The organism is Streptomyces sp. NPDC006463 (assembly GCF_042870715.1).
In the GTDB taxonomy this organism is placed as follows: Bacteria; Actinomycetota; Actinomycetes; order Streptomycetales; family Streptomycetaceae; genus Streptomyces.
Genome location: NZ_JBIAHP010000046.1, coordinates 1 through 12,853 on the forward strand (window position 1 = coordinate 1; position 12,853 = coordinate 12,853).

Sequence of the window (12,853 nt, forward strand, 5' to 3'; positions counted from 1 at the left end):
GCTACCTCGCCGGCCTCCACCTCCGCGCCGCAATGATCTGGATCGACGACCTCCTGAAAGCCGCCGAATGATCACAACAGCACACAGGCCCTAGTGCCGCATCAGACAAGGTGGGTGTCCACGGCAACGACACCGTCGACGCCCTGGCAGAGGCCCACGACCACCAGGACGAGACGCGGTTCCGGGACGTGACCCCACAGGGTGACGACCCCGTCCCGGACCTCGATCGCGACGGTGCCTTCGTCCAGGCCGAGGATGCGCCCCAGGACGTCCTGCTCGACTTCGCCGCGGATCTCGGCGTCGGAGCGGATGAAGGCGTCGAGCAGGTCGCTGCGGCTGACGATGCCGGTGAGGAGTCCGTCGTCGCCGACCACCGGCAGCTGCTTGACGTGCCGACTGCGGAGTTCCCGAGCGGCCCGGGGGATCGTCCAGTCGGCGTGGGCGGTGAAGACGGGGCTGCTCATGAGCGCGCCCGCGGTTCGGGCCCGGGCCTTGCCCCAGACGCCCCCGTCGTTCCCGTCCTGCCCCTGCGGATCGGGCATGCCGGTCTCGTGCCGGAGCACGTCGGACGCGGACACGACGCCGACGAGGGAGCCGTCGTCATCGACGACCGGGGCCGCGACGATGTCGTTCGCGTCCAACAGGCCGACGACGTCCTGGACCGGTGTGTCGGGGTGGAGGGTGACGACATCCTCGGTCATCACGTCACCGACCGTGCGGCGGTGCAGCATGGCGTCGGCCTCCTCAGTTTTGCGACGGGGCGGCTGCGGTAGGACCGCCCGGGCGGACGACGTGCGGCGCGCCGGCCTCCGCGGCCCTGCTGGCTCGTCAATGCGTCTTTCCTCCCATGACAGCACCCCGGCTCTCCGGCGACCAGTGAGCTTTGACCTGGCGAGGAGGGCCGGCGGCCCCATGGCCAGAGTGCCGCCGAGTGTGTGGCAGGTGCTGGCACCTCGACGCCATGTCCGCGTCCGTATGGGGTTGAGCGTTGTAGTTGGCCGAGCGGGCCAAGTTGGGGGCCCACTCACACGTGTGACTGAGCGCTGTACTTGGCCCGTCTGGCCAACTACGACGCTCAGAATTCGACGCAGCCGTCGCCGGAACCTCGGAATAGCTGAGGCGCCGCCTGTCGGGCATGTGGCCTGGTTAATGGTGGCCGTTCACGCAGCGCGCTCCGGACGCGACGTGGAGTCCTGATCAGGCGTTGGCGTCGTCATGAGGTCGCCGCCCAGCTCCCGGGAGGCCTCCGCCTGGTCCAGCAGCTCCTGGGCCTTGGCCTTCACTCCCTCGATCGCGTCGGCGCCGGCGACGAAACGCAACAGCGGCTTCTCCTGGTCGGCGATGGCCATAAGGGCGCGGGCGAGCTTGGCGGGGTCGCCGGACTGCTGGCCGTTCATGCTCTTCCAGGCTGCGACGGTAGCGGTGGTGCGCTCGGCGTAGTCGTCGATGGTCGGCTCGGGCCAGTTGGTGGAGGCGTCCACGAGCAGCTCGGTGCGGAAGAAGCCGGGTTCCACGACCGTGGTGTGGATGTTGTACGGCTCGACGTCGTAGCGCAGGGATTCCATCCAGCCCTCGACGCCGAACTTGGAGGCGGCGTAGGCGACGCAGAACTCCTGTCCGATGATGCCGGCGGAGGAGGACAGGGTGATGATGTGGCCGGCGCGCTGCCTGCGCATGATCGGCAGGATGGCTCGGGTGACGTTCATGGGGCCGAAGAGGTTCGTTTCGATCTGCTGGCGCATTTGCGCGGGCGTGATCTCCTCGAAGTAGCCGGCGAAGAAGTTTCCGGCGTTGTTGACCAGGACGTCGATGCGTCCGAAGCGGTCGACGGCAGCCTGGGCGGCGGCTTCGGCGTCGTCCAGGCGGGTGACGTCCAGCTTGGTGACCAGCAGGTTGTCCTGCGGACCGCCCAGAGTCTTCTCGATCTCTTCGGGGCTGCGGCCGGTGGCGACGACGTTGTGGCCGGCGGCGAGGGCCTCGCGGACGATGTCCGTGCCGAGTCCGCGTCCGGCACCGGTGACGAAGATGACCTTGCTCATGAGGAAGTCCTTTCAGCGCCGCATGCCGGCACCCCCGGTGGGGTGGGGCAGGCCCCTGTCCAGCCAACCACCCGCCCACCCGCCGCGGGGCGGCCGTACCCGGGCGTGTTCGTCCGGGGGTCCAGCAGTACCCCTTCCACTGCCCGACCTTCCGCGAGCCCGCCGTTCGATGGACCCGTGGACCGCAGCACCGCGATCCGTGAGCTCCTGCGGACGCACCGAGCCGGACACCCATCCGTTCGCAGTACCGCAAACCGCCTCGACGCCCGCTACCCTGCCGACCACCTATGCCACTCAGCGGGGCCAACTGAGACGTCATCTCATTTGGATGCCTGGGTAGGCTGTCCGTTGTGGCGGGGATTGTTGAGCGGCTGGTGCCGGATGAGTTGTGGGAGCTGTTCCAGCGGGTGGTGCCGGAGGCGCCGTCGAGGCCGCAGGGCGGTGGCCGGCGTCGGCATGGCGACCGGGAGGTGCTGGCGGCGATTGTGTTCGTCGCCACCTCGGGCTGTACCTGGCAGCAGCTGCCCGCGGCATCATTCGGGCCGTCGGGGGCGACAGCCCACCGGCGCTTCTCCGAGTGGACGAAGGCCAGGGTGTGGGCCAAGCTCCACCGCCTGGTCCTCGACGAGCTCGGCGCTCGCGGCGAGCTGGACTGGTCCCGCTGTGCGATCGACTCCGTCAACGTGCGGGCCCTGAAAAGGGGGACCTGACAGGTCCCAATCCTGTCGATCGGGGCAAGTTCGGATCGAAGATCCATTTGATCACCGAGCGAACGGGTCTGCCCCTGTCCGCCGGTATCTCAGGGGCGAATCTGCACGACAGCCAGGCACTCGAAGCCCCTCGTGCGCGGCATCCCGCTTATCCGTTCTCGCCGCGGACGCCGTCGGCGCAAGCCCGCCAAGCTCCATGCAGGCAAGGGCTACGACTACGCCCACCTGGGGAAATGGTTACGTCAGCGCGGCATCAAGCACCGCATCGCCCGCAAGGGCATCGAGTCCTCGCAGCGGCTCGGGCGCCACCGCTGGACCATAGAACGGACCATGGCCTGGCTCGCCGGCGGTCGCCGACTCCACCGCCGCTACGAACGCAAGGCCGAGCATTTCCTCGCCTTGACCAGCATCGCCTGCACCCTCATCTGCTACCGCAGAATCCCCAAATGAGATGACTTCTAAGGCGCACCTCCGGCGGCTCCGGCCCGTCGGGCCGGTCCCGCCGACCGCGGCCGTTGACCACGACGGGGACCATTTCCATCGCCGAAGGGTCTGGCCGGAGGCCGGTTCGGCAGGTTTGGGCGCCGTTGCGCAGGTACCGGCCGGCCGATGACGGCGCGCGGTTACCGGAGTCCGGCGGGCCGCCGGGAGCCGGGGGTGCTCATCGGGCACCGGCCTGGGCCTTGGCCTGCGCGGCGGCGACGTAGCGGACCGTGAAGAGCATCGGAACGACGAACCCGGCGGCCTGGACCAGCGTCGCGGACGTCGAGTGGCCCTGGCCGGCATGTGCGAGGGCCGCGAGCGCGGCGGCCGTGACCGCGAAGGCCGCGGTCCACACAGCGGTGATGACGGCGTTGATCCGGATGAACGGCTTCAGGCCCCAGACCTCACGTGGGGTGGTGCGCTTGGCAATGCCCAGGGTGAACGGCCGACCCACGAGCAGCGAGCCTCCGGCGATGAGGGCCAGGGTGGCCGAGGAGAGGGCTGCCGAGTAGGCGTGCACGCCCGAGGCAGGGTCGCTGAAGGCGATGCCCGTCAAGGCGGCGAAGAAGACCGCCGAGCCGATCTCGATGATCAGCGCGTCGTACCCGGCCCCGGTCCGGCGCTGCTGGAGAGCCACCGCCAGCGCTGCCACGAGACCGGCGAGCGCACCCCATTGCCACTGAGCGGTCGGGAAGGCGGCGAAGACGATCCACGGAAGGAAGGTGCGTACGTACGGCATCGGATGACCCCCAGTTTACATTCCTGTTTTGACAGGTCAAAAGTAGAAGGTCCACGAATGACATGTCAAGAATGGAAGGTAGGATGAGAGGTATGAGCCTTCGATACGCCCTCCTCGGACTCCTGTCAGAGCGCCCGGCCAGTGGGTACGACCTGCTGAAGCGCTTCGAGACCTCGCTCGCCAACGTCTGGCCCGCGACCCAGAGCCAGTTGTATACAGAGCTGTCCAAGCTCGCCGCGAGCGGACTGATCAGCGTCTCGGCGGAGGGCCCGCGCGGGCGCAAGGAGTACACCCTCACCGCCGAGGGGCTGGCCGAGCTGCGCAGCTGGCTCACCGAGACCAAGCCGCAGCGCAATACCCGCAGCGACCTGCTGCTGCGGGTATTCTTCCTCGGCGTACTCCCCCCGGAGCGAGCGCGGGGCTACCTCGATGAGCTGGCGAACATGTCCGAGCAGGAGTACGAGGACCTGCGCCGCCTGGAACAGTCCATCGAGTGGGGCGGCGACACCCTGTCGGTCCACGGCCGGATCGCCCTGGAGTACGGTCTGCGCTTCAACACCATGCGCCGCGACTGGGCCCAATGGGCAGCCGAGCGGATCCACGAGTTCGATGGCGGCGTCGCCGAGGGTTCAGCCGCCGATGCAGGCGAGGCGTGACCGGCGGACCCACCGTCGGTCACTGCTGCCCCCGCCCGGATCGGCGGGATGCTCCAGCGCGCGACCGACGCCCCCGCCGCGGCCCTCAACAGCGTGGAGGCGCTGTCCGCCGGCATCCCGACAGCGCCCAACGTGCTCAACACCCATGCCCTACGTGCGCATGCACGACGGCACGGCCTGCCAGAGCCGACTCAGATCCGCATGGATGACGGCTTCCCCGCGTGGCGCGCTTCCCGCGGGCGCCGTCTCGCCCGCCACGCCCGCAGCCCTGGCGGGGTCGAGGTCGTTGACCATCACCGTGGCGCCCTCGGCGGCTGGAGGAGCTGAGCATCATCTGGGGCATTGCGCGGCGGCCCGGCCGCGGGGCAGCTTCTCAGCGTCGGCGGGACGAGTGATGCCCTGGCCGCCCTTCTCCGAGACAGGTTCGCGGGGAAGGAAGGCTGCTTCATCGTGGAAGCCCCGCGCGTCCGTGGCGAGCGCCCGGGTCTGCCCGGTACGGCGCGGCCTGGGCAGTGCTGTCGTCCCGCACTGCCCCGTGGGTCCGCCCTGTGCAACCGGCAGCCGTGCGCCCGCGTCGTAGATTTCATGATCGTTTTTTTGGTGATCGGCGTGCCCGTCCTCACGGTGGCCATGATCGGCGCGGTGGTCGTGCGCGTCGGCGTCGCGGTGCGTCACCGCTCGCTGCGCCCGCTGCAGAAGGCGATCGTCTGCTTCCAGCTGGCGCTGGCCGGATTCGGAATCGCGGCTCTGGCCTTCGGGTGGGGGCACATGACGGGCTTCACCGTCCCTGACCCCTATGCGCAATGCAACGGGATGGGGCTCGACCGGGAAGCCCCGCAGCGGCACCTGGTGACGAAGTCAGTGTTCCCGGTGTCCATCGTCTGCTCCGACGGTCCGGACGGCAGAAACGGAGACGAGCAGGTACCGGGCTGGGTGAACCCGACCGTCGTCACGGCCTCCGGGGTGGGCATCGCAGCCCTGGTGGCGACCCCCTTCACGGCCCGGCTGCGCCACCGCCGCCCTGAGCCGAATCCACCGCTGCCTGCGGCACATGACGCGTAGGTCCAGGACTCCAGCCGCTCCCGCCTGGTCCACACCCAAGACGCCGACCTCACCTGGACCGGCGACGGGGAAGGACCCGGCCGCTTAGTGCTCTGACCGGATAGGTACACCGGCTTCCACGCCGCCCCTGCGATCATGTACGCATGGATACGGGGGAATCTACTCATGGCCGCCGCATGCCGGTCGTCTCTCGGTGGCGTCGATTCAGTTCTGCTCTTTCCGGGGTGGCGGCGGCGCTGGCTGTGCTTGCTGCGCTGGCGGTAGTGGTCGTGGTGCTGCCGGGCCTTGTGGTCGAGCGAGATCTCGGTGGGGACCGGATCTCGGCCGCTGAACGGCTCGGAGCTGTGAACAACGTACGCGCGACGCTCATACAAGCGGTCGGTGGTGCTGTAGTCCTCTTCGGCGCGTACGCCACCTGGCGGCAGTTGAGGGTCAACCAGGAGGGATTGAACGCCACCCGGGAGGGGCACATCACCGACCGCTTCAGCCGGGCGGTCGACCAGCTCGGCAGCGAGAAGACGGATGTGCGGATCGGCGGCCTCTACGCGCTGTGGCGGATTGCGGACCATTCGGCTCACGACCGGGAGTCGGTCATCTCGATCCAGGCCGCGTTCCTCCGAACTCACCTGCCATGGCCTGCGCAAGGGCAGGACTCTCCGGCGGCGGAAATGGCCATCAACGCCGTGCCTCCGCTGGAGACGCGTGCCCCGGATGCCCAGGTGGCGCTCACCGGCCTCGGAGTCTTGTGCCAGGAACGCCAGCCCGGCTGGCTCAACGTCAGCTACACCGACCTGCGTCGGGCCGACTGCGACGGACTGTGGCTGCATCACATCAACTTCGACGGCGCCTGCCTGGAAGCGGCGAGCATCTACCAGGTCAACCTGACCAAGGCGTCCCTGATCGCGGCCAACCTGCGGCACGTGGAACTCGGGACATCAGTTCTCCACCAGAGCCGCTGCATCGAAGCCGACCTGCGTGGTGCTCGCATGGTCAGGGCCGACCTCCGCGAGGCTGACTTCTCCAGGGCCGACCTGCGGGAGGCGAATCTGCGCAAGGCGCGGGGCCATGGAACCAAGTTCACCGGCGCGGATCTGAGACTGGCTGACCTCCGAGGAACCGACCTCACCAGTGCCGACCTGACAGGAGCGAAGCTGGTGGGGGCACTGGCGAGCGACGTCACCGTCTGGCCGACAGGCTTCGACATCCAGGCGGCCGGCGTCGTCGTGCTCGAGGACCCCGGCGACGAGCCGAGCATCCTGCTGCACGCCGCTGCCATCGCGAGGAATGTCCCACCTCTGCACTCGGCCTGATGCTTCAACCGGGGTGGACCGTCAGGCGGCAGCACTGACGGGTCGTCCACCCCAGCGGATGCCTTTCTCGCTGCGGATGCGGGCGCGTTCGCGGCGTTGGGCGGCCAGGACGTCAGGGTGGCGGGCGTTCTTCTTTCGGTGCTTCGTCGGGCAATCCGAGGCCCATGAGGAGCAGGAGCGTCACGGTCATCGCCGCGACGAGCCAGGCCAGTGCCCGGGAGGCCCGCAGGCCGTAGCCCGAGACGGCCCAGTACAGGGCTAGCAGGACGCGCTCGGAGCGGGGGCGGAGCCGGTCGTGCCACGCAGGGACTACCCTATGGCGCGCGCACCCCGCGGGGCTGTGACCTGTCACGCAGGCAGCCCGATCCGGCCACGGTCCGCCTGGGTCACCAGCGGCTGTCGTGGGGGAAGCGTCAGTCGCGGCCCTGAATCGCGCCGGATGAACAACGGCATCACCCGCCTGATGCCGCTGCTGCGGAAGATCCCGCCGGTCAGCAGCGCGCCGGTGCAGCCGTCCGCCGCGCCCGAGGTTGCCCTGTCCTGCTCGGCGGTCGCGGTCCGGCCAACGACCTCTCCCTCGCCACCACCGTCACCCCCACGCCCGAACGGGGCAAGACCGTCCGTGCCCTCCTCCCCCGCTGATGCCGACGAGGTCGGACCGCCGCGCACGCCCATACCCGCGAGCCGGCCCCGCGAGCTCGACGCAGGACAGCGCGCCTGTTTGGAAAGGCCCCGCGGTCAAACGGACCTCGTAGAACTTTTCAGGCTCTACTTCGACCGCGGACGCCGCCGAGCAGGCATGGCAGCAGGAACTCAAGGACCTGCAAACCCGCCGAGGAACCTCCTCCACCGGCGTGCGCGGGGCCTTCCAAGATCTCTGGGGTGATGCGCACGAGGGTGCCGTGGCCTCGGTCTACGCCGAGATGGCCCACCATCGGGGATGGCTGCGACTCGACCGGACCCTCACCTCGGGTGAGCACGACGAGTGACGACGTCGCTGAGGAGACGGTCCTTGCGGCTCTGCTTTCACTTCCGGAACAGCGTCGCCCGCCCGGCCCCACCCTACGGATCACCGCCCTGCCCGACCTCTGCCGATCGGCAGAGGGCGGCCGCGTCACGCCGTCAGGATCCGCCGGTCGACGGATGGAGGCGCGCACGGTCCCGCGGCGAGACTGGGCTCGCCAAGCAGTCATGTTTCGACGGGAGTTCCCTCATGCTCGACACCACTCGGCACATCCCCCCGAACGCCACTGCCGCTCACGGCGCGCCGCCCCGCTGGGTCGTCGGCACGGCCCGTCTGGCAGCCCTCGCGCCGCTGCCCAGCGGGCTGTGGCGGCTCGCCGCCGCGTTCGGCGTGCCGGTCGGATTCACCGGGGCGAATGCGCTCGCCGACGTGACCCCAGGCAGCTCCTTCTCCCTCTACATGATCGGGCTGTCCCTCTTCTCCGAGGCGCTCGGCCTGCTCGCGCTCGGCCTGGTCCAGCGATGGGGTGAGGTGTTCTGGTCCTGGCTGCCCCTGGTCGGCGGACGTAGAGTGCCGACCTGGTTCACCGTGCCCTTGGCGGGCGCCGGGGCGCTCGCGCTCACCGTGATCACCGTCCTCGGCGCCTTCGGCTGGAATCAGCCCGACACGATGGGCGACCCTGAGGCCCCGAAGGGTGTGGCCTACCTGGTGATGACGGCCCTCTACGCCCCACTGCTCGTCTGGGGGCCGCTGCTGGCCGTGGTGACCGCTCACTACTGGCTGCGCCGCCGCCGCGCCGGGGCCATCAAGAACCCTGGATGAGAAGCTGCTGCTCAAACCGGAGGCGAGCAGATCCGACCCCCCGTTACCTTCTTTGTGGCTCCGCAATGGGGCCTCCGCCTTGGCATGGCTTCCCCCTTGTTGAAGTTGATGATCCGGGGAGGGTGGCACCGGCACCGGAGGCATCGACGGACCGCTGATGAGGGGCTTGAGCACCGGCTTCGCCCAAGGCCGGTTGAGCTCTGTAACGTGGGTGTGGCAGCTCGATGCCGAGGCACGGCCGGACGGAAGCGTGATGGAGGGGCCTGCACGTGATCGATATCGGCACCATCGACGTCTTCCTCGGCCTGGACGTCGGCAAGGGCGAACACCACGCCATCGCGGTCACACCGGCTGGGAAGGAGGCCTGCCCAACACCGAGCCGGACCTCCGCGAGCTGTTCGTGAAGTTGCAGGCCAAGCACGGAACGGTACTGGTCGTCATCGATCAGCAGGCCTCGATCGGCGCCCTGCCGCTGGCGGTCGCGAGAGACACGGGCTGCCCGGTCGCCTACCTGCGGGGGCTGACGATGCGGCGGATCGCCGACCTCTATCCCGACGAGGCCAAGACGGATGCGAAGGACGCGTTCATCATCGCGGACGCGGCCCGCGCGATGCCTCACACGCTGCGGGCGATCGACGGCGAGGACGAGACGATCACCGAGCTGGAGATGATCGTCGGATTCGACGACGACTTGGCTAGCAGAAGCCCGTACCTTACTGTCACCGTTGCGTAGGCCGGAATGATCTTGGGGTGCGTTCATCTGAACGAGGTTCCGCCCGCCTTGGGGCAGAAGCCTGAGTTGCTGGTGATCATGGCCGCGCGCCTGCGCATACGCGGGATCAAGGCCGCTTAGCGTCGCGATGCCCCGCAGGCTGGAGGCGACGTTGAGCAGGTCTTCCTCGTTGTAGTCCTGCATGCGCCAGTCGGCATCGCCCATCCGCTCGATCAGCAGCCGCCCGCGATGGCGGCGGTCTGGCGTGCGAGAGCGGCGAGCTCCTCTTTCCGGTCCGCCATTACGGCTTCGCTTCCGTATCCTCCAGTCGCGCGAGTCCCCGATCGCGTCACACGCACGCGTCACAGGCTGACGCCCGCCCTCCAGTCCGGTGAGGCCCCCGGACCCCGCTCAGCTCTCCCTGACCGAGCGTCACTCTGATTACAGAAAGCATCACCTCCCCGTAGCTTCGGGAGAACAGGGCCTTGACGGGGGCGAACGCAGCCCGAAGGGCTGCTCCGCAGGTGGCGCCGCCGGCCGCGACCAGGGATATGGAACAGGCACTCAACCTTGTTCTTTAGCCTTTGGCGGAGCCTCAGTGACACCGGTAGGTTCTCCGCGGTGACCTTGATGGAGACGCAGGGCCTCGCGTCGATGCGCGACCAGGCGCAGTTACGTTGGGTGGCGCTGGGGGGGGGACACGACTCGGCAGTTGGCCGTGGTCATGCTCCATGGCGGTCCCGGGCTGCCGGATTACCTGGGCGGTGTCGCCCCCATGGTCGCCGTCCTCGCAGCAGGCCCGGCGCGGTCGCCGCGGACAAGGCCTACTCGTCTCGCGGCAACCGCTCCTACCTGCGCAGACGCGGTATCAAGGCAGTCATCCCCGAGAAGAAGGACCAGGCCGCCCACCGGAAGAAGAAGGGCGCCCGAGGCGGCCGACCCGTCACCTATGACGCAGATCTGTACAAGGATCAGAACACCGTCGAACGCCTGATCAACAAGCTGAAGGCCTGGCGAGGCATCGCCACCCGGTACGACAAGTCGCCCGAGAGCCACCTCGCCGGCGTCCGCCTCCGCGCCGCAATGATCTGGATCGACGACCTCCTGAAGACCGCCGACTGATCACGACATCACACAGGCCCTAGCACCGAATCGGCACGGTCGTCGCGGCGGGCCCGATGAAGTCGGCGACGGCATCTGAGCGGGCTTGAACACCTCGAACTCCACCTCGCCAGTCTCGTCGGCGATGCTGGCGCGCACGGAGAGAGAGTCGGGCTGATGATCGCCGCCGATGTGTCCAGGGGTACGGTCGCGGACACGACCACGGCGTCGAAGCGGTCCGCGGGGCTGTTCAGCTCTGTTCCGACACGAGCCTGGTGGCCGGTGTGGCGTCCTTACGTGCAGGAACGGCTCCGTGCATGGAGCCGGGTGCGACGGGCCTGCCCTGGGGAGGCACGCATCCGGATCCTGCCGGTCGGGCGGGTACCGACGGCGACACCACTGTGCGCTGCGCTACGCGGCGCCACAGGCGAGGCAGGGAGGCGTAGAAGCGGTCGGGAAGGAACACGGCGTCCGCAACGATCATCGCGCCGGAGAAGAGAGGCAGTCCCAGGAGCACAGCGATACCGACATGCATACCCAGCAGCACGGCCAGAACGGCATATTTGAGCCTTCCGAAGAGTACGAACGGGAAGGCGACCTGCAAGAGCACCGTCACGTAGCTGGCGATCGCGATCACCATCGGGTACTCGTCCACGAGGTGGGAGAGCGCGGGCCAGGGCTGGAAGAGTTCGAGGTTCAGCGCGTAGTGGAGAGCGGTGCCGCCGCCCCAGGTCGGGCCCTGGATCTTGTACAGGCCGGCTGATCCGTAGAGGAAGCAGACCTGTGCCGCGATGACGAGGATGCCGCAGTTGTGCACCACCGTGGTCAAGGTGGCACGGGCATCCTGGAGTTGTTGTGCGGAGAGGCTCCTCACCGGCTCTGGCGCGTCGCCCGCAGGGGCTGTCTTGAGCCGGGTCCTGCGTGCGTCCAGGGACCAGCGCCGACCGCACGCGGTGAGGACGAGGTAGAGGGCCATCAGCAAGATCAGATTGTCGCCCCCGTCCGTCATGAAGATCGATCTGGCATGAAACGAGGTCACCACGACGGCGAAGAGGACGGACATGGCGCGGGTGCGCCAGCCCAGCATGAACAGCGCGGACGTGACGATGGCCATCACGTAGCAGAGTTCGAAGTAGGCACGGCTGTCGGACAGGATCAGGATGCTGTTCCAGCCCGTCTGGTCGAAGAGCTGCTGTGCCAGCGCCGGTGTCCAGGGGGAGCCGGGGCCCCAGATCTCGTCACGGTGCGGGAACTCGCGCAGCAGGAAGACCAGGTAGAGCAGCCCGTAGCCGATGCGCAGAACCGACGCGGCGTACGGGGAGATCGGACGGTCGGTGAGAAGCGCCCACAGAGCGCCGAGCTGGTCGAGGAGCCATCGGTGGGCCGTGCCGGCGATCGAAGTCTCTTGGGTCGCGGGCCGGTGTGGCGTGGCCGTGGAGGGGGGCTGGGGATTCTGTTCACTTCCCATTGGAGGTCACCTTCCACCAGGGCAGGAGCCGGTCCTCGGTGGGTGCCGGCGGGCGGTTCCCGGCCGTGGTGCCGGGCGCAGCGACGGGCAGTGTGACGACCCGGAGCTGGACGAAGTCGAAGGTGCCGCCGTCGTTGTGGGCGGCGACGCGGTCCGCGGCGATGTTGCGCAGGTACGTCTGCAGCATCACGGCCCGTTCCGAGCGTGCCGTGTCGCTTCCTCCATGTGTCTCGACATACGAGGTCCAGGCGCGGCGCAGAAGGTTCTGGGACGTATGGCTCGGAAATACGTTGTGGTCGACCGCGGAATGATCCACGGCAGCAAGGTCGAACCAGGGGGTCACCTGCACCGATCCTTTGGAGTCCGTGTGGGCGGTCCTCACCAGGATTTTTCGGTTGAAGGAGTCAGGGTCCGGGGCGAAGAGCCGCCAGTTCTGTTCGAAGAGCGGAAACACCCATCCGTTTACCTGCGCGCTGTACCGCATCGACACAGGGTTGGAGGGAGCCACATGAAGGAACACCAGGACGACGTGGACCAGAGTCGTCACCAGGCAGAGGGCCACGGCGATGCGCAGCCCTGCTTTCACCGCGCGAGCTCTGATGGGCCGCTCGCCCGGCATAGCCGCTTCGTCATGATGCTGTTGGGGGACCGGACCGGAATCGGACTGATGAATTTCCTTCACGCCCGCAGGTCCAATTCCGCTCGACATCGCCCACCCGGTCTTCCTCATGTCTTCTGTTTCGCCTGAGTTCTATGCGACTCACCGACGGCGCGCGGCGGATTCGAT

Annotated in this window: 9 protein-coding genes and 4 pseudogenes; 7 read left to right on the forward strand and 6 right to left on the reverse strand. The window is 68.3% G+C overall.

Annotated elements, in window-relative coordinates; all coding sequences use genetic code 11:
- Positions 1-101: 101 nt before the first annotated feature.
- Both ACFYOB_RS39895 and ACFYOB_RS39900 read right to left on the reverse strand, forming a co-directional pair.
- On the reverse strand, positions 102-731 hold the full coding sequence (locus ACFYOB_RS39895; RefSeq protein ID WP_388569545.1) for a CBS domain-containing protein: 630 nt from the start codon (positions 729-731) through the stop codon (positions 102-104).
- 429 nt (positions 732-1,160) lie between these two features.
- The gene (locus tag ACFYOB_RS39900; protein ID WP_388569547.1) at positions 1,161-2,039 is read right to left on the reverse strand and encodes an SDR family oxidoreductase; all 879 of its coding nucleotides are present in this window, start codon (positions 2,037-2,039) and stop codon (positions 1,161-1,163) included.
- A 359-nt stretch (positions 2,040-2,398) separates the two neighbouring features.
- Here ACFYOB_RS39900 and ACFYOB_RS39905 point away from each other — a divergent pair.
- Positions 2,399-3,199, forward strand: a pseudogene (locus ACFYOB_RS39905) (IS5 family transposase).
- A gap of 211 nt (positions 3,200-3,410) precedes the next feature.
- Here the strand turns inward: ACFYOB_RS39905 and ACFYOB_RS39910 are convergent.
- The gene (locus tag ACFYOB_RS39910; protein WP_388569550.1) at positions 3,411-3,971 is read right to left on the reverse strand and encodes a hypothetical protein; all 561 of its coding nucleotides are present in this window, start codon (positions 3,969-3,971) and stop codon (positions 3,411-3,413) included.
- Positions 3,972-4,063: 92 nt separating this feature from the next.
- On the opposite strand from ACFYOB_RS39910, the gene ACFYOB_RS39915 reads away from it, so the two are divergent.
- The 3 genes from ACFYOB_RS39915 (at position 4,064) to ACFYOB_RS39925 (ending at position 6,999) form a co-directional block, all read left to right on the forward strand.
- Positions 4,064-4,627, forward strand: coding sequence for a PadR family transcriptional regulator (locus ACFYOB_RS39915; RefSeq protein ID WP_388569552.1), 564 nt, complete (start codon positions 4,064-4,066; stop codon positions 4,625-4,627).
- 585 nt (positions 4,628-5,212) lie between these two features.
- Positions 5,213-5,689: a hypothetical protein gene (locus ACFYOB_RS39920; RefSeq protein ID WP_388569555.1), complete on the forward strand. Its 477-nt coding sequence runs from the start codon at positions 5,213-5,215 to the stop codon at positions 5,687-5,689.
- Between the two features lie 143 nt (positions 5,690-5,832).
- Positions 5,833-6,999 (forward strand): pentapeptide repeat-containing protein, encoded by a 1,167-nt coding sequence (locus tag ACFYOB_RS39925; protein WP_388569558.1) that lies wholly within the window; start codon positions 5,833-5,835, stop codon positions 6,997-6,999.
- Positions 7,000-7,020: 21 nt separating this feature from the next.
- Here the strand turns inward: ACFYOB_RS39925 and ACFYOB_RS39930 are convergent.
- Positions 7,021-7,137 (reverse strand): annotated as a pseudogene (locus tag ACFYOB_RS39930) (IS630 family transposase); the annotation flags it as partial.
- Between the two features lie 1,075 nt (positions 7,138-8,212).
- Between ACFYOB_RS39930 and ACFYOB_RS39935 the strand changes: the two are divergent.
- From ACFYOB_RS39935 to ACFYOB_RS39945, 3 genes and pseudogenes are all read left to right on the forward strand, one after another.
- A complete protein-coding gene (locus ACFYOB_RS39935; RefSeq protein ID WP_388569560.1) occupies positions 8,213-8,785 on the forward strand; it encodes a hypothetical protein in 573 nt (190 codons plus the stop codon).
- 269 nt (positions 8,786-9,054) lie between these two features.
- Positions 9,055-9,491, forward strand: a pseudogene (locus ACFYOB_RS39940) (IS110 family transposase); the annotation flags it as partial.
- A 783-nt stretch (positions 9,492-10,274) separates the two neighbouring features.
- A pseudogene (locus ACFYOB_RS39945) lies at positions 10,275-10,619 on the forward strand (transposase); the annotation flags it as partial.
- Positions 10,620-10,848: 229 nt separating this feature from the next.
- On the opposite strand, the gene ACFYOB_RS39950 reads toward ACFYOB_RS39945, so the two are convergent.
- On the reverse strand, positions 10,849-12,066 hold the full coding sequence (locus ACFYOB_RS39950) for an HTTM domain-containing protein (protein ID WP_388569562.1): 1,218 nt from the start codon (positions 12,064-12,066) through the stop codon (positions 10,849-10,851).
- Positions 12,056-12,796, reverse strand: a complete 741-nt coding sequence (locus tag ACFYOB_RS39955) for a DUF5819 family protein (protein ID WP_388569565.1) — start codon at positions 12,794-12,796, stop codon at positions 12,056-12,058. Before ACFYOB_RS39955 ends, ACFYOB_RS39950 begins: the two co-directional genes overlap by 11 nt.
- Between the last annotated feature and the right edge of the window lie 57 nt (positions 12,797-12,853).

Bases quoted from the DNA above. Each gene is read 5' to 3' on its own strand.
- ACFYOB_RS39895 (WP_388569545.1), bottom strand. From the start codon at position 731: ATGCTGCACCGCCGCACGGTCGGTGACGTGATGACCGAGGATGTCGTC.
- ACFYOB_RS39900 (WP_388569547.1), bottom strand. From the start codon at position 2,039: ATGAGCAAGGTCATCTTCGTCACCGGTGCCGGACGCGGACTCGGCACG.
- ACFYOB_RS39910 (WP_388569550.1), bottom strand. From the start codon at position 3,971: ATGCCGTACGTACGCACCTTCCTTCCGTGGATCGTCTTCGCCGCCTTC.
- ACFYOB_RS39915 (WP_388569552.1), top strand. From the start codon at position 4,064: ATGAGCCTTCGATACGCCCTCCTCGGACTCCTGTCAGAGCGCCCGGCC.
- ACFYOB_RS39920 (WP_388569555.1), top strand. From the start codon at position 5,213: ATGATCGTTTTTTTGGTGATCGGCGTGCCCGTCCTCACGGTGGCCATG.
- ACFYOB_RS39925 (WP_388569558.1), top strand. From the start codon at position 5,833: ATGGATACGGGGGAATCTACTCATGGCCGCCGCATGCCGGTCGTCTCT.
- ACFYOB_RS39935 (WP_388569560.1), top strand. From the start codon at position 8,213: ATGCTCGACACCACTCGGCACATCCCCCCGAACGCCACTGCCGCTCAC.
- ACFYOB_RS39950 (WP_388569562.1), bottom strand. From the start codon at position 12,066: ATGGGAAGTGAACAGAATCCCCAGCCCCCCTCCACGGCCACGCCACAC.
- ACFYOB_RS39955 (WP_388569565.1), bottom strand. From the start codon at position 12,796: ATGAGGAAGACCGGGTGGGCGATGTCGAGCGGAATTGGACCTGCGGGC.